Below are 20,972 nucleotides of genomic sequence, written 5' to 3'. Positions count from 1 at the left end.
CCTTTTTGCGTTCTTTTAGGCAATATTGTCTTATAATGAATTTAAATCTTAAAGGGCAATGCGTGCTGTAAAGAGTTCAAATATAGTCTATAGCGCTGATTATCCTTGTTTACTATGCACTGAGCGTATAGCGGGATTTTGGCTTCATTAAACCTAAAAAAATAGCATATTCATCGTATACAATAAATATTCAATAAAATAGATATGGAGAGAATATCTTAAAATTTTATAATAATACCTTTAAAAATAGTATTTACATGACTAATCTATATAAATAAATTAATTAAACTTATGCATATCATCGTTAAAACTTATGATTTTTATACTATAATGTGAGTATATGATTAGTACTGTAAAGTTCAGTGAAAGGTGGTAAGTACATGGGATTTTTGAAAAAGGATATATCCCGTCGCCAGTTTATTGGTGGTGCTTTAGCTTTAGCAGCCGCATCAGCGGTGCCGTCGTTTATACGAGGTGCCTATAAGCCAACACAATCTGACTCATTACAAGTGTGGACTTGTGGCGGCTTGTCGGAAGCGTTCCTTGATTTAAACCAAGTTTATACAATGCACACGGGGCACAATATTCAGTATACTGGTGCCTTTGCAGGGGCTATTGGTAAATCCTTGTTGGCTGAGAAAAGTCGCACAGAAGTCTTTGGGGCTCGCGGTTTAGATCTAGCGAAAAATATGCGAAAAAAAGGCGTAAGTATTGCTTTTGAACCATTATGTTTTACGGATTACGTTATCGTTACACCTAAGGGGAATCCCGCAGGGATTCGAGACTTGAAGGATATGGCCGAGCCTGGTGTACGCGTTATGTTGCCCCTAGGCGCATCTCCACCAGGTAGTGCGTCTGTAAAAGGAATCATGAAATTATCTGGATTAACTGATGGTATCATGAAAAACTTAATGGCTGAAAATGCTTGTGTAATTTCCATGATGTGTGACCTCGTAGAAGGTAAAGCCGATGTATCCATCATTGAAAAACGCCTTACCACACATGATCGGTTCAAGGATCGTATAGAGTACTTCTCCATACCTGGACAATTTGTGCCACCTGCACCGCTTACTTTCACTATTAATACAATGAAATATGTACAAGATCGTGCGTTGGCTGCCGATTATATTGAATTTACACGGTCCCAAGAAGGACAACAAATCTTAGAAAATCACGGGTTCACATCCGTTTATAGTGCGAGAGGTCTCGATTTGATAGAAAGGTTTGGTGTAAAAGATGTGTAATCACTGTCCGTCATCTACAACCTGTGGAACTCAAGTTAGTTCTGGTGTATCTGGGAAACAAGCCCCTAAGAATTTAACGCTTTGGCGTCGAATCGTGCAATTTATCTTCCTCTTTATTATGGGGAAATGGGTATACTATGGCATATTCCGATGCCCTTATATTGTGCCATTCGTAAACTGTGAAAGCTGTTCCATAATTACCTGCTGGGGCCGCATCACGACGTACTTTTATGCGTGGTGGATTATCTTGCCGATTATGGTCGTATTCTTTGGACGTGCTTTCTGTAGCTGGTTCTGTCCAAGTGGGTGGGTTAACCAAATGCTGGGAAAAATATCTATGGGGCCACTAAGAAATCGTAAAAACTATATGCGTTTCCTTCAACTCGGCATGGTAGCAACTATAATTTTAGGGCTCGTAGTTTATTTTAAATTTGGTAATCCCCGCATTATGATCCCAATTCGGACGAGCGATGAATATTTTAATGCTGTTATTTTATCTATGCAGTTCTCCGAATGGTATTGGGCGGCTCGTACTATAACGGTCGTATCTATTATTGCTGGCTCCCTTATTATCGCCAATGCTTGGTGTCGCTTTGTATGTCCTTTTGGGGGCGTAATGGAGTTGCTTCGCAAAATTTCTATTTTTAGAATTTTTAAAACAAATGATTGCGATAACTGTGATGCGTGCTTACGCGTGTGTGAAATGGGAACACGACCAAATGAAATGAATTGTACCAACTGTGGTGATTGCTTACATGTTTGCCATAAAGATGCTATTAGATTTGGTCGGAAAGGTTAATTATGAAAGAAATTCAAGGACAAAGTTTCCTACAAAATCATCCTTGTTACAACAAGGCCGCTTCTGCTAATTGGGGTCGTTTACATTTACCAGTAGCGCCGAATTGTAATATTCAATGTAATTATTGTAATCGTAAGTACGACTGTGCCAATGAAAATAGACCAGGTGTGACGCAGCATGTCTATACGCCACAAGAGGCTGCTGCCTTTGTGCGCAAGGTGTTTGATGCTCGTCAGGATATCTCTGTAGTAGGGATTGCAGGCCCTGGGGACCCTATGTGTGATGCAGACAAGACACTTGAAACCTTCCGCCTCGTGAAAAAGGATTTTCCTCATGTCATGCTTTGTTTATCTAGTAATGGTTTGGCAGTGCCTGATTATGTTAATGACATTGCTGACTTAGGAATTACGCATGTAACGATTACGGCTAATGCTATTGATCCAGAGATTGCAAAAAATGTATATTCCATGGTTCGCTATGAGGGTAATATTTACAAAGGAATCGATGGGGCCCGTATTCTACTAGAGCGTCAGGCTGAAAGTATCCGAAAACTAAAGGAAAAGAATATCATTGTTAAGATTAATACTGTAGTAGTGCCTGATGTAAATATGGATCATGTGCCAGCAATCGCTAAACAAGCAGAAGCTTGGGGTGTCGATTTGATGAACTGTATTGCTATGATTCCAGTTCACGATACGGCCTTTGAAAATCACCGAGGCCCAACTTCAGAAGAAATCGATAATATGCGTCAATTTATTGGTCACTATGTGCCGCAAATGACACACTGCAAACGTTGTAGAGCCGATGCTATCGGTCGTTTGTGTGAAGCATAAGTGGACTCGATATTCTAACTGCTGTAGTCTAAGCCTTATATGATTATTAGCTTTTAGGCTAGAAATAACTTTCATAATAAGTAAGAAATAAAATGTTTATGTCATAAGAAAAAGGCTATATACTCAAGGTATATAGCCTTAACAGTGATATCTATTATTTAGAGCTCTTTACGATTGTATTTAGAGCCGATAATGCAGATTCTACATCTTTAAGTGTGTTGGCATAGCCAAAGGAGAAGCGTATGGTTCCTTCTGGATAGGTTCCTAGCGTTTGGTGTGCTCGCGGGGCACAGTGGAGACCAACACGCGTCATGATGTGATAGGTGGATTCTAGTTCGTAAGCAATACTCGCAGGGTCCATACCATCAATTGTGATGGATACGACGGCAGTTCTATCTTGGATATTCTGCTTACCAACGATGTTAATACCATCTATTGATTGCAATCCTTCGAGGAAGGATTGTGTTAACACTAGCTCATGGTTATGAATATTTTCCATTCCTTGTGACTCAATATAGGCGAGGCCTTCATTGAATCCAATGATGCCAGGTAGATTCAACGTACCTGATTCAAAGGCGTCGGGCATATGGGTAGGCAGTGTTTCTAAATGTGAGAAGCTGCCTGTACCACCAGCGATAAGAGGGGTTAAGTTTTGAGCCATTTCTTTGGTCAATATAATGCCACCAATACCTTGAGGTCCCAATAATCCTTTATGACCTGTAAAGCAAAGGGCATCAATATGACATGCTTTCACATCAATAGGAATAACACCTGCCGTTTGGGCTGCGTCTACAATAAATTGTAGATTATGAGCCTTGCAGATCGGGCCAATTGATTTGAGCGGTTGGATGGTTCCACATACATTGGATGCGTGATTGATAATTAGGGCTACTGTATTAGGACGAATTAATGGCTCGATAGAGTCCATTTGGATGGATCCTGTGGAGTCGCATGGAATAGTATCAAAGGCAATGCCTTTATCTAGCAGTTGGGTAAGCGGTCTCATGACGGCATTGTGCTCCATTGAGCTAACGAGCACATGATCACCTGCTTTCAATAGGCCCTTGATAACCATGTTTAAGCTCATCGTCACATTTTGTGTAAAGATGACATGGGATGGATCATGGCCGTTGAATAAGGTATGTAGTCGTTGTCTCGTTGTATAGATAGTATCCTCTACATCATAAGCGAGGGCATAGGAACCACGGTTGATGTTTATACCCCGGTTCGTTATATAGTCCGCCATGGCACTAGCCACATTTGGCGCTTTAGGAAACGTGGTGCTCGCATTATCTAAATAGATATAGTTCATTGGTAATCTCCATGAATAATAAGATGTATTTATGGTTATTATATCATGAGTAGCATGTGGTATAGGATAGGAGCATGTACTCATAGAGTTTTTGTGTTTGTAGTTTGAAAGGAGTTTACTATGAGTGGGTCTCATGAAAAACGGAATTTAATTATCGCAGGCCTCATTATTGGTGCTATCGCAGGCTTCCTCGTATTAGCTGGAAATCCAGGTAATATGGGCTTTTGTATTGCGTGCTTTGTTCGCGATACTGTCGGTGGTTTAGGTCTACATCGTGCCGCACCGGTACAGTACATTCGCCCAGAAATTATCGGTCTTATATTAGGGGCTTATGTATTGTCTATGATTCGTGGCGAGCACCAAAGTAAAGGTGGTTCATCCCCAATTATTCGATTTATTCTTGGCTTCTTTGTTATGATTGGTGCGTTGATGTTCCTTGGCTGTCCAATTCGTATGATTTTGCGTCTTGGCGGTGGTGATTTAAATGCCTTATTCGGTATTGCCGGCTTTGCAGGTGGCATTGGATTTGGTACTATTTTCTTAAAACGAGGCTATTCTTTACAACGTACCTATGCGTTGAGCAAATTAGAATCTGCTATGATGCCGGCTATTCAAGTAGGCTTGCTCGTACTTGTTGTAACAGCACCAGCATTTATCTTCTTTAGTCAAAAAGGTCCTGGCGCTATGCATGCTCCATGGCTCATTTCTTTGGCGGCTGGCCTTGTAGTAGGTGGCTTATCTCAAGTTAGCCGACTTTGTACGGTTGGTGGCTTCCGCGATTTATTCTTGTTTAAAAAATCTGTTCTTATTTTTGGATACCTTGCAGTGCTTGTAGGTGTATTTGTTGTAAATATTAGTTTTGGTAATTTCCATCTTGGCTTTGAAAACCAACCGATTGCACATACAGATGGTTTGTGGAACTTCCTAGGTATGGCGCTTGCAGGTTTCTGTAGCGTGTTGCTTGGTGGTTGTCCATTACGTCAATTGATCATGACTGGTGAAGGTAACTCTGACTCTGCTGTAACAGTACTTGGCCTTGCGGCTGGTGCGGCGTTCGCTCATAATTTCGGTTTAGCTGCTTCCGGTGCAGGCCCTACACTAAATGGTCAAATCGCAGTCGGTGTTGGCTTTGTAGTGGCTCTTATCATTGCTATCCTTAATACAAAACGAGCAAATGCGTAGATTAGAAATGAGTGATTATGAAATATATTGCAACATTTTACTCTCACTTTGGCGCGATTCGCTTCAAGCGTGAAGCTCCTGAAGGGGTAACCAATATAGAACTCCGTCCAGTGCCGCGCGATTTGAGTTCCTCTTGTGGAACGAGTGCATCCTTTGATGCTGGTGAAAGCTTTACTTTCACAGAGGATCCAACAGAGGAGATTGAACAAATCGTAGCTGTTACAGAGGGTGGCTATAAAACTATATATGAAAGTCCAAATAAATAACTTTGAAATACAGATTTTGCATTGTATTTAATGTAAGATTTTGTTATTTAGCCAATGATGTGTAATTTATGGTACATAAAAGTAGATATTCCTTTTGGGATATCTACTTTTTTGGTTTATACATAAAAAATGTGTATCTATATTTTGGTAATTGATTGTTAAAAATTGATGCCGATAAGTTTTAGTTTGCTAAATTATTAATTAATTGATATCTTTGATGAGCCCAGTAATCATGTACGCTCGTCCGTTATTAAGGAGCAGTAATGATTCTATAAATTTTATAAATATATAAAACTTGTTAAAAAAATATAGATTTTTTTCGAATAGGACTATAAAAAATAGATGAAGTATTATATAATAATATCTACAGTATGTATTACAGTAGAATAAAATTGTTGTTAATGTATTCGTTTAATACAGTATTATACAATTAGTATTAATGATTAAGGGAGATTATAAGACGGTGAAAAGAGTATTAACCTTAACATTAGCCTTGGCCATCGTAGCCGGTGGCTATATGTTCGAGGCTAATGGGGCGGGAGAGCAGCCTTCTAAACAGGCACCGTCTATATCTGAGATAAACATATATACGCCTAAAGAACTCAATGCACGTCAAAAAGACTTGGTTGAAATTGGTCGCTATACAGCGTCTGGAGATCAAGGTGCATTAAAGAGTACAATTGCTTCTGCTATCGAGCGAGGTACGTTGACGCCGCAAGAGGTGAGTATTGCGATTCGTCAACTTTACTCTGCTGCTGGTTTGAAGCAAATGAATGCAGCTTTGGCTACATTTGATCAATTACGTGAAGAGCGTCCTGAGTTTGGCGCTGATTACGAAAAAATGGTTCCTAAGCAAACAGGTCTTAGTGCTTTATTGGGGAATGGCACTAATGGGGCTGCTTTAACAAAGCAGAAGACTGAGGAAGCTAAGGAAGGGATTCAATATAATACGTTCCGTATGAAAAAGCCTAAACCTCAAAATCGTAATCGTTCTCGTCTAGGTAAATTAGATCGTGAATTGGTAGCGGCAGCAGCATTAGGTACTCGAGTTGGTAAAAATAATCTATTCAGTGCATCTGAAAAGAGTTTATCTGAGCTTGGCCTAAGTAAATATCAAATTGAAAATCTAGAATCTATGATTTTTGAATAAAATATAGACCTACTTCTTTGGAAGTAGGTCTTTTTTATAGGGGAGAGGAGGGAAATGTAATTGACGTTTAAGGTCCCCTTTTCTATAATTAATAAGATAGGTATATGACCTGTAATAATAGATATAAATAATACATTATTGAAATAGATGTAAGGAGAAAGTATGCGCCTTCGTAGAAAACCGTGGATTGATGAAGCTATCCACGAATATGACTCTCATATCATTTTGTCTGGACATGAAGAACATAAAGGCAAATGGCGTGAGTTATTTGCTCATCCAGAGCGTCCATTATATATGGAGCTTGGTACTGGGAAAGGCCGCTTTATTGCGGGTATGTCTGAAGCATATCCAGATGCTAACTTTGTAGGTTTCGAAGTACAACTTGGTGTTATTTACTACGCAGCACAAAAAATCTTTGAAGGGGAACGCGATAATGCTAAGGTATGTCTCTTTGATATTGCAGGTATTGAAGAGGTTGTAGAGCCTGGCGAAGTAGACCGCTTCTACATTAACTTCTGTGATCCATGGCCTAAGGCAAAACATGCTAAACGCCGCCTTACATATCACACATTCCTAGACCGTTATGCCCGCCTCTTAAAAGATGGTGGCGAAGTGCACTTTAAGACAGATAATGAAGGTTTATTTATGTTCTCTCTTGAAGAATTCAAAGCGTGCGGCTGGGAGCTTAAAAATGTAACGTACGATTTACATAGTACGGATCTTCCAAATGTTAAAACTGAATACGAAGAGAAATTTAGTAAAAAAGGGCAACCTATTTTCCGCTTAGAAGCAGTTAAGCCAAAAGTACAAAAGGAGGCTTAATATGGAAACACCGAATAAGGGGGATAGTCGGTGGGGCTCACTCTTTAGAAATGATTTACAAGGTATGCTCTTGCCTATAGTGCTTATTACTATTATTGGCAGCGTTAATATCTTTAGCGCCACCTATATCAGCTCTATTTATGAAAATACAGGGCTTTTAGGCTATTTCTGGAAACATATTGTCTTTTTGTTAATCTCATTGGCAGCAGGCATTATTTTATACCGCTATGACTATCGACAATTACAGAAGGATCACATGTTGCAACGCATTATGGTTGCTACGCTTGTTGGGTTAGTATTAGTACTCATCATGGGTGCCGTTATCAATGGTGCTCGTCGATGGATCTTGATCGGACCTATATCTGTACAGCCTTCTGAGTTTGCTAAATTGGCGGCTCTTATATGGACTTCTGCTAAGTTGAGTAGCTTAAGAAAATGGGGTAAACCTCGACATACGAATCCGCTGATTAATATGAAAGGCTATTTTGGTGAGCGCATCAGTTATATGTTTCCTATGTTGAGTTGGCCAGCAGTATTTGCAGGGTTAACATTCTTTCAACCTGACTTGGGGACAACGATACTAATCTTTGGATTTTCCTTTATTCTGATTTATTTAGCCGGATTTGATGGAAAATTCTTTGGTGGTGCCTTTGCAGTAGCAGGTTTACTAGGCTTTATTGCGGCTCGTTCGTCGCCGTACCGGTGGGAACGTATTCAGTCTTGGTTTGACCCATGGCCTCATGCGCAAGATATGGGTTACCAAACTGTACAAGGCCTGTTAGCCGTTGGTTCTGGTGGCTTTCTAGGGGAAGGCTTTATGCAAGGTACATCCAAGTACTTTTACTTGCCAGAAGCACATACAGACTTCGCTTTTGCTGTGTGGGCTCAAGAAATGGGGTTCCTTGGGGCTGTATTTGTTGTTATTTTGGTAGCAGCTTTCACCTACTATGGATTCCGAATTGCCAATAAGGCCCGTGATGAATTTGGTAAATGGCTAGCTATGGGCATTACCTTGCTCATTAGTGGTCAAGCCTTATTTAACATCGCCATGGTGTGTGGCATTATGCCTGTAACGGGTGTGCCATTACCATTTGTTAGTTATGGTGGTTCTTCTTTATTGATGAACTTTATGGCCATTGGTTTATTAGCGAGCATTGGTCGTCGTAATGTGGAAGGTGTAAAGCAGGTCGGTACAGTTGAGGATTTACCATCCTTACGTGAGGAAACGCAAAGCCGATTCAAACCGGCTGCTCCAAAGAGTCCTCAAAAAACGGAAATGCCTGGTCCATTTAGACCGAGAGAGACTAAAAAGCCTACTCGCAGACGACCTAGGTCTGAACGTTGATATTTAACTTATGTAGTATAAGGTGAATATATTTAGTGTGGATTGATATAGCATCTCTTAAGAGGTGCTGTATCAATGTAACGTACTTGTATTGTGTGTGAGGAGAAAAAATGAAGGATTATATTGATATCCAAGAACGCCCGTCCTGGGGTCGAATGTTGCCACTTAGTTTCCAACATTTATTTGCTATGTTTGGTTCAACTGTATTGGTACCATATTTGTTAAAAGTAGATCCGGCAACAGCTTTATTTATGAATGGTATCGGTACATTACTGTATTTATTTGTTTGTAAAGGTAAAATCCCTGCATATCTCGGATCTAGCTTTGCTTTCATTGCTCCTGTAGCAGGCGTATTATCTGCAGGTCTTGGCTATGAAGCTGCAAAGGGTGCCTTCGTTATATTTGGTCTTTCCTTTGTGATTTTATCTATTCTTGTTCGTTATATTGGTACTCGTTGGATCGATAAGTTATTCCCTCCAGCAGCGATGGGGGCTATCGTAGCTATTATCGGTTTGGAATTAGCGCCAGTAGCGATGAGTATGTCTGGCCTTATTGGTACTCAAGATTTAGGCATGAGCCACAGTCAAGCTATTTTTATCTCAATGTTTTCCTTGGTTGTTACCTTGCTTGGTACTGTTGTGTTCCGTGGCTTCTTAGCTGTAATCCCTGTTTTGATTGGCGTTGTTTCCGGATATATCTTGTCTGCCTTCATGGGCGTTGTTGATTTCTCTAGTGTAGAAGCCGCGCCATGGTTCTCTTTGCCGCAATTCTACGGTATGCCTGTATTCGATATCAATGCAATCATCATGATTATGCCAGCTCTCTTCGTAGTATTTGCAGAGCACGTTGGTCACTTGGTTGTAACTAGTAACATCGTTGCTAAAGACTTGATGAAAGAGCCAGGCTTACAACGTTCCTTGCTCGGTGATGGCCTCGCTAATATCCTTTCAGGGTTCTTTGGTGCTACACCAAATACGACATACGGTGAAAATATAGGTGTACTTGCTATCACTCGTTGCTTCAGCGTATGGGTAATCGGTGGTGCTGCAGTTCTAGCGATGATTGTTTCCTTCGTAGGTAAGGTTGCAGCTCTGATCCATGCTATTCCCGTACCAGTTATGGGTGGCGTATCCATTCTCTTGTTCGGTATCATCGCAGCATCTGGTTTGCGCATGTTAGTAGAACGTAAAGTAGACTACACAAACCCTGTTAACATGATTCTTACATCTGTTATCCTCGTTGTAGGTCTTAGCGGTGCAGAACTTGCGGTAGGTCCTGTAGTATTAAAAGGTATGGGCCTTGCCACTGTAGTAGGTATGGCGATGAGCATTACGTTGTTAATTCTTCAAAAAACAGGCGTTGGTAATGACCAATTGAAAAATACTGAAGTATAATTCAAGTTGCTAGTGAGGCTACCATATAAATCGTTGCGTTTATAAGCCTAATTTGTTTTTACTCCTTATAATAAACGACTACTAGAGCAGATGTATATCTGTGAAAGTAGTCGTTTTTATTAATTATCTTTATAAATTATTTTTAATATTGTATAATGAGTATATAAGTTGTATAAAATTAATTATAGAGAGGAGGGCCTATGGAGTTTTTAATTTGGATGGCTATAGGGATCGCCCTGATGGCGGTAGAACTCGTTGTACAGGGCGGTATTTTAGGGCTCATCGGTTATTGTGCATTTCTTTGGGGCGTTTTTGTAGCTCTTGGAGAAGGAACGGTAGCGCTGTATGCAGTACTAGGATTGACGGCCTTACTAATTGTCCTTATCATCGTGTTCTTTAATCACTTTGAAAAGACTTGGATAGGCAAATTATTTACCTTAGGGCAACGGTCTACGACCAAGGCTGGCTATGTATCTAATGATGTATTAGAGGACTTGGCTGGTAAAGAGGGGGTAGCTCATACTACACTGCGCCCTGCAGGTATTGCTAAAATTGATGGTAATTTGGTAGATGTTGTAACCGAAGGGGACTTCATCGATGCCGGTTCACCGATTGTGGTACTGCGTGTTGTAGGCGGCCGCAATATTGTTAGAAAGCGCGATTAAGCTTTCACCACATCGTCGTATATAATGGAGGTTATTATGGATGTAGGTATTTTAATTTTGATTCCCATTCTACTGATTGGGATTATGGTGTTCTTGTATATTGTGCCATTAGGCCTTTGGGTATCTGCTCTTGCAGCAGGCGTTAATGTAGGTATCTTCACACTCGTAGGTATGCGCTTGCGCCGTGTAAATCCATCCCAAATCGTAATGCCTTTGATCAAAGCCAATAAAGCAGGCCTTGATGTAAACGTAAATCAGCTAGAAGCGCATTACCTTGCAGGTGGTGACGTTGACCGCGTCGTAGATGCATTGATTGCCGCTGAGCGCGCATCTATTCCTTTGACATTTGAACGTTCTGCAGCTATCGACCTTGCAGGTCGCGATGTATTGGAAGCGGTTCAAATGTCCGTTAATCCTAAAGTGATTGAAACACCAATTATCTCTGCAGTAGCAAAAAATGGTATCGAACTCAAGGTTCGTGCTCGTGTAACTGTACGTGCTAATATTGACCGCCTCGTTGGTGGTGCTGGTGAAGCTACTATTATCGCCCGTGTTGGTGAAGGTATTGTAACAACTGTAGGTTCTTCTGAAGAGCATACAGATGTACTAGAAAATCCAGATCACATCTCTCGTACTGTATTGGGTAAAGGTCTTGATGCGGGTACTGCATTTGAAATCTTATCCATTGATATTGCTGACGTAGATGTGGGGCGCAACATTGGTGCTCAATTGCAAACTGACCAAGCAGAAGCGGATAAGAAAATCGCTCAAGCTCGTGCGGAAGAACGCCGTGCCATGGCTGTTGCGACAGAACAAGAAATGCGTGCAAAAACACAAGATATGCAAGCTAAGGTTGTGGAAGCACAAGCTGAAGTACCTAAAGCATTGGCAGAAGCTTTCAGAAACGGTAATCTTGGCGTTATGGATTACTACAATATGAACAATATTATTGCAGACACTAAAATGCGTGAAAACTTAGCAGATAGTGAATAGGAGTAGCTATGGACTCTATTTTGTCTACAGTGCTATCCGTCTTTTCGCATAACCCTATCATTGTTTTAGGTATCATCGCCTATGTTGCTTTTTCTATTATAAGAGGCAAGAATACGGAAGAGTCTGATGAGTATGAAAGCTATGAAAGTTCAAGTTCCGGAATGACTTGGGAGGATATGGAGCGCGAATACGGCATCTCCATAGAACGGAAGGTTGAAGAACCTTCATCGCAGGACTCAATTATTAAAGTAGATAACACATCATTTGAAAATCGTCCGAAAGATGATGTGTCTACACCTGCTACAGCAACTCAACAAGATCTTGAGGTTTTACCTAAGAAACGCCCTAGTAGCTCATCAAGCTATACGAAGAATACGACTCGCTTAGATCGTGAGACTGTTACAGAGGCTCCTCTAAATGAGCGATTAGCCGAGTTTAAACGAGATAAAGCATCTAAAGAGGGTCGTGTCCTTGTTGAAAAGGTGGGCGTTATAACTGCTCCAGCTGTAACCTCGACTCGCAGTCGTAAATCTAATCATGCTCTAAAAGAGGGGATGAAGTGGTCTATTATTTTAGGTAAGCCTAAAGCCCTTGAGCGAAGATATCGCTAGTTAAAATATCAGTATAATAAATGGACTGGTAATTAGTTAGTACATAGATATATTGATGGTTTGTGCACAGATATTGTGATAGCAACTAGAATTACACCTATCGTATGCGGTGCATATAATTACATATTGAAAGAGGTTCCTATTGGTCACCTATGTGACTATTAGGAACCTTTTTTGTATTGTCTTTTCTTGATGGAACTTTCACAATAATAGGGAAGGGAGTTCGTCCATAAGGAAAGGTGATGTTATGTATCGTAATGTGCGCGTTATACCAAAACAGTTATTAGAGCAATTATATGTAGAGAAGCAGTGGAGTGTTCGCGATGTGGCAGACTATTTTCAGTGCAGTGTAGATACTATTATGCGCCGTATGAAAGCGTACGATATTGAGCGGCGGCCTCTTAAAAAGGAAATTAATATGGTTCACGTACAGGCCTTGTATGAGACGGGGAAGTGGTCCCTGCATTCCTTGGCAAAGCGGTATGATGTGTCCACCACGACCATGGCAAGCCGAATGAGAGAATATGGTTTGGCTTGTCAGCGATCGAGTAAAAATGTATCTCTAGATGTAGTGCGCATTTGTAGGGCCTATAAAAGTGGGAATAGTACAGATGCTATTGCTCGAATGTATGGCGTATCTCGTTGGAAGGTGCACCATGTGTTGCGACATATGGGTATCTCTATGACAACTAAGGCTCGTAAGTCTCAACGAGTAGAGGAGATGGCATATTTATATATGCAGCACCACATGAGCACCGATGATATCGGTTTGGCCTATGGCGTTCGTGGCTCTACAGTGGCAATGTATTTGCGCGACCGAGGTATAGAAATACGAACCAATACTCTAGATTTAGACGAAAATAAGATTAAAAATCTCCGCGCGCAAGGCTATGGAGTGGCTAAGATTGCACAGGTCATGGGCTGTTCTGCCACCGCGGTACGAAAGCGATTAGCTATGAAAAAATATATCTCTCCTTGATGTAGTGTAGTAGATACTATATACTTAAATTTATACAATGATGGGAGGATTATTATGTTTGAAATTATTTCTGCTTTAATACCGTTTTTATTACTGGGCTTAGCGGCTGCTGGTTTATCTCGCGTCTCTGGTGTCGCTTTGTCGATGGTTATAGTGCCTACATTACTAATTTGGGGTGCTACTGCCGTTGATGTAATCGCCTTTATGTTGCTCTTTGTAGTGTACAACAACTTTACTATGGAAACACAAGATGTTCGCTTGGATTATAAAGACCTTGTGTTATTCCCGAAATGGCGCTTGTGCATTCCCTTTATTTTGAGCTTAGTTGCTGCATTCTTTGTACCTGCAGCAGGTATTGCCATTTTTATGGCCTGCTTCGTATTAGAATTGCTAGCTACGGTATATAAACGCATTCCTGAAAATAAACGACCTCGTTTACACCGTGTCGTGGTCACATCTATCTTGAGTGCTGTAGTCACAGCGGTAGGCGCTTATGCAGGTCCTAAAATTCCTGGTGACTACTACTTCATCTGTGCGGGCTTGGCGATTTTAATCATTACAGGCTTTGCTTGGTACGCAGGCAATCATCGAGATGCCTTTAGAGGTCCTTGGGAAACTATTTGGGCTGACTTTAATCTGTTCTTAGGTATGTTTGGTGTAGAGGCATCTTACTATCCAGCTGCTCTTACCCGTTCCATTCCAAATCCTATGGATCGCATGTTGCCTATGATTACTGTAGTAGGTGGTTATGCAGGTCTCATGGTAGTATTTGGCTTCTACAATATTTTCTCTATTCCTTCTTTGATTACCGCTATCGGTGCTGCTGTAGGTATTCGCCTCTTTGGCTTATATGAATTCCCTCGCAATGGCAGCTTCTCCTACTTAGCGATTGGCTTTGCCGTGGCTGCAGTAGTATGCTTGTACCTCGTATCTCCAACACCAATAGGCTTTGACCATATTAATACATTGGTATCTCAGCCAATTGGTCAATAATGGTTAGTATTTGAGTGTTAGTCGTTTATAGGATGGATTAAATTCGCCAGCAGTGATCTGATTCATTTGTTATCAACTGTGACATAGTTCATTTGTTATGGTGAAAGTTGAGTACATACTAGATTGTGAAAGGAGTTGATGCTCTGTGGCAGAAACAATTGAAACGAGACCATTTCCGCCATTCTTACCAAAGAATACGACGGTCATGATGATGGGGACATTCCCACCAACTTCCGAAAAGCGTTCTATGGAATTTCATTATCCTAACTTTCAAAATGATATGTGGCGTGTGTATGGCTTAGTATTCTTTGACGATAAGGAACACTTTAGAAAAGGTGAGGAAAAAGCCTTTGATGCGGATAAGATCAAAGCGTTCTTATCTGAAGCGGGGATTGCTTCTTGTCCTACTGTTTTGAAAGCTATACGCGAAAAGGGCAATGCATCGGATGCATTTCTTAAGGTTGTTGAACCTGTACCGCTTGCAGAGGTATTGGACCGAATTCCATACTGTAAACATATTGGTACCACCGGTGGTAAGGCCACAGAAATTTTGTTAAGTCTTTTGCCAGAAAAGGTTAAACTACCTAAAACAGGGGAGACAATTCCCTTTGTGTTTAACGGTCGTGAATTGACGTTAACACGATTGCCATCTACCTCTCGTGCATATCCATTAAGCCTTGCCAAAAAGGCTGAAGCCTATAAAAATTTCTTTAAGGCTTGTGGTTTAAAAACTAAATAGATTAAAATTAAATACATCTTAGAATAACACCTTTAATGGTTGAAGTTGAGTCTTTTGAACTCGCTACTAACTGTTAAAGGTGTTTTGTTATCGTAAATTTATATGAGTTTTAAAAATGGTTAATATTAGAAATGATATTACATTACATTGATTGTTATAAAAAATATTTATAAGGTATATAACATTTTAATTCTTGTTTTTTGAAATGAGAGGTCTATAATTAACCGTTGTTACAGATTGGTTGACAATCATTTTAGAAAATGGAGTTGATATTATGAATAAGGCTAAAGATGCCTTATGGACAAAATCCTTTGTCCTCGATACTTTGATTAATTTCTTAGTATTTTTGATTTACTATTTATTAATCGTTATTATTGCGGTAGTAGCAAAGGATAATCTTCATGCCACAGCAAGTCAAGCTGGCTTGGCCGTTGGTATTTATATTATTGGTACTGTTGTTGCTCGTTTGTTAGCAGGGCGGTTTATTAGTATCTTAGGCTGTCGTAAGATGTTGTACTTAGGTTTGTTGATTTACTTAATTTCCACAGCTATGTACTTCTACACACCTAATTTATTGATGCTCGACAGTGTTCGTTTCTTAAATGGTTTTGCTTACGGTATTACATCTACAGCTACAAGTACAATCGTAGCCGCTATTATTCCAATGTCACGTCGTGGTGAAGGGATTAACTACTATGGTTTGTCTACATCTCTTGCCGCTGCAGTAGGTCCGTTTTTAGGTATTTTGATGCTTCATAGCCTTGGCTATGACTTTATCATCGCCTTCTGTGTTGCTCTTATCATTCTTTGTGGTATTGGTTCCGTTATCATGAAATTTAATGAACCTAAGCTCGATATTGATTCTGAAGAACATAAAGGCATTAAAATTTCCGATTATATCGAACCACGTATGAATTCTATTAGTCTTGTTTCTATACTAGTAGGTTTTGCATACTCTGGTGTTATCGGTTTTATGGCCGCTTATACAAAAGATTTAAACCTTATCTTAGCAGGTACATTCTTCTTCGTTGTATATGCTGTAGTTATTACCATAACAAGACCATTACTTGGTATTGTATTTGATATGAAAGGGGAAAACTTCGTTCTTTACCCTTGCTTCATATCTTTAGCACTTGGTATTTTCTTGTTGTCTATCGCTCACTCTACATGGCTTATACTCTTATCTGCTGTATTTGTTGGTCTTGGTTACGGTACATTTATGTCAAACGGTCAAGCAGTAACTGTTAAAATCGTTCCTGTTCACCGCATTGGTGTTGCCACATCTACATACTTCATTGCCTTAGATATGGGCTTAGGTTTTGGCCCATACATTTTAGGTGCTATTAAAGAGGAAGTAGGTTATACAAGTATGTTCCATGTTACTGTTGTAGTAGCACTTCTTGCATTCGTTGCTTATTATTTCCTCTATGGCCGTTATGTAGGTACTGAAAAAGATCTTTCTTTGAAAGCTCGCGCTGAAGAAGAACAAATTAGAAATCGTAAACGTAATGGAAAATTAGCATAACATTAGCTATATTACTTATAATCACATAACATATAAAAAGTACTATACGAGATATCTCGTATAGTACTTTTTATTGTTAAGGTATCTTAGTATTCCATTGTATTCTATACTACTAGTTTAGTATTTAAATATCCTTTTAAATACCATCTAGTAGTATAGGTGCATGAGAAGTTACATCGTAACCTATTATTTCTCAATATTAACGATGTTTACGATAACTTCAACAGCTTTTTTCATGTCATCAATACATGCGAATTCATGTCGACCATGTAGGTTTTCTACGCCTGTAAAGATATTAGGGGTAGGGATGCCCATGAAGGAAATTTTAGAACCATCTGTACCTCCGCGGATAGGGTCGCAAAGAGGCGTGATGCCTGCTTTTTCCATAGCTGCTTTAGCTACGTTAACGCATTCCATATTGTCTTTGATGACATCGTACATGTTGTAATATTGGTCTTTTACAGATACTTCACATACTTCGCGGCCATAAATGTCGTTTAATGTTTGACCTGCTTGTAAGAAGAATGCTTTTTTCGCTTCAAATAATTCTTTATCGTGATCGCGAATGATGTAATTCATTTTACCGGTGTCTACTTGGGTTTCCATACTCATAAGCATGAAGAAACCTTGGCGTCCACAAGTGTGTTCAGGAACAGCAGCACCTGGTAGTAAAGCATCGAATTGCATTGCTAGTTTAGCACAGTTAATCATGATGCCTTTGGCAGTGCCTGTGTGAACCGATACACCTTTTAATGTAACGGTGCCGCCAGCAGCATTAAATGTTTCGTATTCAAGCTGACCGAGGCTTTCACCATCGATAGTGTAAGCATAGTCTACAGGGAATTGTTTAACATCAAAGTGATCTGCACCAGTACCGATTTCTTCGTCTGGACCGAAGGCACACATGATTTTGCCGTGTTTGATTTCTGGATGAGCTACGAGGTAGGCGAGGGCTTCCATAATTTCGCAGATGCCAGCTTTATCATCACCACCGAGTAAAGTAAGGCCATCTGTTACGACTAAGGATTTACCAATGTAATTTTTTAGATTAGGGAAGTCTGCACGACGTGTGTAGATTTGATGTTCTTCGTTAAGGCAAATGTCGCCGCCATCGTAGTTTTCTACGATGCGAGGTTTGATGTTTTCTGCGTTGTAATCAGCTGTGTCCATATGAGCAATGAAGCCGATAGCAGGGGCTTTTTCGTCTGTATTAGCATTGAGTGTACCGATGACAAAGCCGTTTTCACGATTGTAAATAACTTCGTCCAAGCCGATTGCTTTTAAATCGGGAACGAGTACGTTCGTTGCAAAATCTACTTGTGATTGCGTACTAGGAATAGTAGTGCTTTCCTCATTAGATCGTGTGTTTATACTTGTGTAGCGGACAAAACGTTCAACCATTGATTCCATAATAAAGCCTCCTCGTAAGTAAACATACCTGTTATACATGGCAGTATTCAATACTGTTACATATAGAGATTCTTAATTTACTTTCATTGTAGAACAGGGGCGATAAAATTGCAAAATAATTATTTATAGATGAAGCGATATTTTATTCGCATAATGCAGAGAAAACCATTGAACCATGCATAGTACCATGTTAGTATAAAGGTGAATAGTTATACGTTTGTACTTTTTTATGTTAGGAGGTTTTACTATGTCGGACGAAACTCGTTCAATTCCGCCCGTAGAACCGGTCTTGGATCCTAAGAAGGATTACGTAGAGATTAACTCATATGTAGTATTCTGGGGCCTATTCTATGCGGCAATTTTTACACTGGCCGTAGGTTATCTATGTTTGAAGATTGGTCAAACAGTAGATGCCTTTGCACCAGTATCTGTACTTGCAATGGGTACAGCAGTTATCTTGAAACGGCAAAATGCTTTTGCTGAAACGGTTCACATTCAGGCTATCGCTAGTTCTAGTACGAACACATTAGCGGGCGCTATGTTCTTCTTGCCAGCTCTATACATTTGGAATGTTACGGATGTATCCTTTGTGCAAATGGCGATTCCTATCATCCTTGGTGGCGTTTTAGGTGTTTTATTATGCGTTATGTTCCGTCGCTACTTCGTTGAGGAAATGCACTATGTGTATCCGTTCCCAAGTGGTCGTGCAGCCGCAGAAGTATTGATGAGTAATGAAGGTAGCAAAGCAAAACTCATGCTTGGTTCTGGTCTCATTGCTCTCGTGTATGACTTTATTCTTAATAGCTTAGGTTGGTGGGAAGAGGTTATTCGTACTACTACCTTTAAATGGGGCGCGGCTCTTGCTGATCAAACTAAATTGACTGCAGCCGTAGATACTGACGCAGCATTACTTGGTCTTGGTTACTTTACAGGTCTTCGCTATGCAGCGATTATCGCAGCAGGTTCCTTCTTCTCTTGGTTTGTATGTATTCCAATCGTGTACTATTTAGCGCCTGAACATATCATGCAAATTGGCGGTCAAGCTGTTCCTTTAGCAGAGGCTCCGATTCGTAAGGTATTCCTTGATTATGTTCGTCATATTGGTATCGGTATGCTCGCTATGGCAGGTATTATCGGTCTACTCAATATGTCTAAAGTTGTAGCAAGCGTTGTTAAAAATGCGGTGCTTGATATCTTTAGCTCTAAAACAACTGATGTTCATTTACTTCGTACACAACGCGATATTCCTACATCTTGGATTGGCGCTGGTATTTTGTTATGTACAGTGCTATTTGCAGCATATTTCCACTTTATGTATGCTGAAAGCTTCTCCCAAACAATCGTAGCATTCTTAATCGTTCTAATTATGTCCTTCTTATTATCTGTAGTAGGTATCAGCTCCATTGCTTATACAGGTACAGAACCAGTATCTGGCATGACAATCTTCATGATTATCATCTCCGCTGTATGCTTAACAGCTGCAGGTATGACTGGTAAAGTAGGCATGATTGCAGTCCTAATGATGGCATCCTTCATCGGTACAACTATCGGTATGGCTGGTAACTTCATGTCTGAGCTTAAAGTAGCTCATATGACAGGTGCTACACCTAAGAAAATGGAACAATGGCAAATCGTTGGTACTATTCTTTGTGCAGTCCTTTCTGTAGGCGTTATGATTCTCTTGAACGACGCATACGGCTTTGTAGGAGACCATGCATTAAATGCACCACAAGCAAACGCTATGGCTGCTATCATTGAACCTTTGATGACGGGTGGTAGTGCTCAATGGCCTTTATACATGGCAGGTGCATTATTCGCTATTATCTTGTGGATGATAAAAGTTCCACCTTTGGCATTTGCTTTGGGTACTTACTTACCAATGGAAATCAACACACCATTACTTATCGGTGGTTTGATTGCATACTTCGTACAAAATAGTACAAAAGATAAAGCGTTGGCAGATCTTCGCTTCGCTCAAGGTAGTACAATTGCTTCCGGTCTCGTAGCTGGTGGCGCTATTGGTTCCTTGTTCAGTGCGGTGCTCCGCATTGTAGGTATTGATGTATTTGCAGAAGCTTGGGTTGAAACTCCAGAAGCAACATACCTCAGTATCGTAATGTACTTATTACTTTGTGTATTCTTGTACAAAGTAGCTATGTACGTAAAAGCTAAAAAAGCATAAAAAGCGTAATAATTACCGCCTTTACCAAGTTTTATCAGGGCTTGGTGAAGGCGGTTTTTTTATATAGGTATAAAACTTCTTTGATATAACTAAAAACTATGTGAATTAAAACCTATTTATATGATTGGAATAATTGACCTTAACTATATCGAATGTTATCATAATAATATAATACCTCTAGAGGTATTATTTTTATTATGTTCATATAATGTAAGTATAGATATAATAGTTGATTAAAGAGAACTTCTGTTTCTAAGTAAACAGGGTTAAGTAGGGGCAATTATGAAATTTAAGAAAATCGCAGCTCTGTTAGGAGCTTTCACCATTGCTAGTAGCTTGTTTATCGCTGGTTGTGGCAATACAGTTACGAGTCAAAAGACATGGCGTGTCGGTACTGATGCGACCTATGCACCATTTGGCTTTAAAGATAAAGATAGTGGCAAGTTAGCAGGTTTTGATATCGATATTATCAATGCTATTGCAAAAGAAGAGGGTATTGAAGCGGATATTCAAAACTTGAACTTTGAT

Annotated in this window: 20 protein-coding genes; 18 read left to right on the top strand and 2 right to left on the bottom strand. The window is 40.0% G+C overall.

The window, feature by feature from the left end; all coding sequences use genetic code 11:
- The first annotated feature begins 380 nt into the window (after positions 1 to 380).
- Genes RYM16_RS01595 through RYM16_RS01585 form a run of 3 tightly spaced genes read left to right on the top strand, consistent with a single transcriptional unit; the run spans position 381 to position 2,876 of the window.
- Positions 381 to 1,244 (top strand): substrate-binding domain-containing protein, encoded by an 864-nt coding sequence (locus RYM16_RS01595; RefSeq protein ID WP_314981933.1) that lies wholly within the window; start codon positions 381 to 383, stop codon positions 1,242 to 1,244.
- Positions 1,237 to 2,043, top strand: a complete 807-nt coding sequence (locus RYM16_RS01590; RefSeq protein WP_009351942.1) for a 4Fe-4S binding protein — start codon at positions 1,237 to 1,239, stop codon at positions 2,041 to 2,043. The genes RYM16_RS01595 and RYM16_RS01590 overlap by 8 nt, the downstream gene beginning before the upstream one ends.
- Positions 2,044 to 2,045: 2 nt before the next feature.
- Positions 2,046 to 2,876 (top strand): radical SAM protein, encoded by an 831-nt coding sequence (locus RYM16_RS01585; protein WP_009351997.1) that lies wholly within the window; start codon positions 2,046 to 2,048, stop codon positions 2,874 to 2,876.
- Between the two features lie 154 nt (positions 2,877 to 3,030).
- Here the strand turns inward: RYM16_RS01585 and RYM16_RS01580 are convergent, their stop codons facing one another.
- On the bottom strand, positions 3,031 to 4,188 hold the full coding sequence (locus RYM16_RS01580; protein ID WP_314981931.1) for an aminotransferase class V-fold PLP-dependent enzyme: 1,158 nt from the start codon (positions 4,186 to 4,188) through the stop codon (positions 3,031 to 3,033).
- Positions 4,189 to 4,308: 120 nt separating this feature from the next.
- On the opposite strand from RYM16_RS01580, the gene yedE reads away from it, so the two are divergent.
- The 13 genes from yedE (at position 4,309) to RYM16_RS01515 (ending at position 16,852) form a co-directional block, all read left to right on the top strand.
- On the top strand, positions 4,309 to 5,370 hold the full coding sequence (gene yedE / locus RYM16_RS01575; protein ID WP_314981929.1) for a YedE family putative selenium transporter: 1,062 nt from the start codon (positions 4,309 to 4,311) through the stop codon (positions 5,368 to 5,370).
- Positions 5,371 to 5,387: 17 nt separating this feature from the next.
- Complete coding sequence (locus RYM16_RS01570) at positions 5,388 to 5,636, top strand: DUF3343 domain-containing protein (protein ID WP_195186673.1); 249 nt, start codon at positions 5,388 to 5,390, stop codon at positions 5,634 to 5,636.
- 463 nt (positions 5,637 to 6,099) lie between these two features.
- On the top strand, positions 6,100 to 6,786 hold the full coding sequence (locus RYM16_RS01565; protein WP_314981927.1) for a carboxymuconolactone decarboxylase family protein: 687 nt from the start codon (positions 6,100 to 6,102) through the stop codon (positions 6,784 to 6,786).
- Positions 6,787 to 6,948: 162 nt separating this feature from the next.
- Entirely contained in the window at positions 6,949 to 7,608 is a 660-nt protein-coding gene (gene trmB, locus RYM16_RS01560; protein WP_314981925.1) for a tRNA (guanosine(46)-N7)-methyltransferase TrmB, read from the top strand.
- 1 nt (position 7,609) lies between these two features.
- On the top strand, positions 7,610 to 8,953 hold the full coding sequence (locus tag RYM16_RS01555; RefSeq protein ID WP_314981924.1) for a putative peptidoglycan glycosyltransferase FtsW: 1,344 nt from the start codon (positions 7,610 to 7,612) through the stop codon (positions 8,951 to 8,953).
- Between the two features lie 110 nt (positions 8,954 to 9,063).
- Positions 9,064 to 10,347, top strand: a complete 1,284-nt coding sequence (gene uraA, locus RYM16_RS01550) for a uracil permease (RefSeq protein ID WP_105081451.1) — start codon at positions 9,064 to 9,066, stop codon at positions 10,345 to 10,347.
- A gap of 200 nt (positions 10,348 to 10,547) precedes the next feature.
- Positions 10,548 to 11,012 (top strand): NfeD family protein, encoded by a 465-nt coding sequence (locus RYM16_RS01545; RefSeq protein WP_314981921.1) that lies wholly within the window; start codon positions 10,548 to 10,550, stop codon positions 11,010 to 11,012.
- 36 nt (positions 11,013 to 11,048) lie between these two features.
- On the top strand, positions 11,049 to 12,005 hold the full coding sequence (gene floA, locus RYM16_RS01540; protein WP_105090174.1) for a flotillin-like protein FloA: 957 nt from the start codon (positions 11,049 to 11,051) through the stop codon (positions 12,003 to 12,005).
- Between the two features lie 8 nt (positions 12,006 to 12,013).
- Positions 12,014 to 12,616: a hypothetical protein gene (locus RYM16_RS01535; RefSeq protein ID WP_314981919.1), complete on the top strand. Its 603-nt coding sequence runs from the start codon at positions 12,014 to 12,016 to the stop codon at positions 12,614 to 12,616.
- A 247-nt stretch (positions 12,617 to 12,863) separates the two neighbouring features.
- On the top strand, positions 12,864 to 13,595 hold the full coding sequence (locus tag RYM16_RS01530) for a sortase (protein WP_314981918.1): 732 nt from the start codon (positions 12,864 to 12,866) through the stop codon (positions 13,593 to 13,595).
- 54 nt (positions 13,596 to 13,649) lie between these two features.
- Positions 13,650 to 14,588: a hypothetical protein gene (locus RYM16_RS01525; RefSeq protein ID WP_314981916.1), complete on the top strand. Its 939-nt coding sequence runs from the start codon at positions 13,650 to 13,652 to the stop codon at positions 14,586 to 14,588.
- Between the two features lie 145 nt (positions 14,589 to 14,733).
- Positions 14,734 to 15,327 (top strand): DNA glycosylase, encoded by a 594-nt coding sequence (locus RYM16_RS01520; protein WP_314981914.1) that lies wholly within the window; start codon positions 14,734 to 14,736, stop codon positions 15,325 to 15,327.
- A gap of 274 nt (positions 15,328 to 15,601) precedes the next feature.
- The gene (locus tag RYM16_RS01515; RefSeq protein ID WP_314981912.1) at positions 15,602 to 16,852 is read left to right on the top strand and encodes an MFS transporter; all 1,251 of its coding nucleotides are present in this window, start codon (positions 15,602 to 15,604) and stop codon (positions 16,850 to 16,852) included.
- A gap of 186 nt (positions 16,853 to 17,038) precedes the next feature.
- Here the strand turns inward: RYM16_RS01515 and pepT are convergent, their stop codons facing one another.
- On the bottom strand, positions 17,039 to 18,262 hold the full coding sequence (pepT, locus tag RYM16_RS01510; protein WP_314981910.1) for a peptidase T: 1,224 nt from the start codon (positions 18,260 to 18,262) through the stop codon (positions 17,039 to 17,041).
- A 247-nt stretch (positions 18,263 to 18,509) separates the two neighbouring features.
- Here pepT and RYM16_RS01505 point away from each other — a divergent pair, with 247 nt between their 5' ends.
- Both RYM16_RS01505 and RYM16_RS01500 read left to right on the top strand, forming a co-directional pair.
- The gene (locus tag RYM16_RS01505; protein ID WP_314981908.1) at positions 18,510 to 20,444 is read left to right on the top strand and encodes an OPT family oligopeptide transporter; all 1,935 of its coding nucleotides are present in this window, start codon (positions 18,510 to 18,512) and stop codon (positions 20,442 to 20,444) included.
- Positions 20,445 to 20,726: 282 nt separating this feature from the next.
- The coding region (locus tag RYM16_RS01500; RefSeq protein ID WP_314981906.1) for a transporter substrate-binding domain-containing protein at positions 20,727 to 20,972 on the top strand (246 nt) is incomplete at its 3' end.

The sequence above is a fragment of the uncultured Veillonella sp. genome (assembly GCF_963524655.1).
Lineage (GTDB): Bacteria > Bacillota > Negativicutes > Veillonellales > Veillonellaceae > Veillonella.
This window is presented reverse-complemented; position numbering and strand designations above follow the sequence as displayed.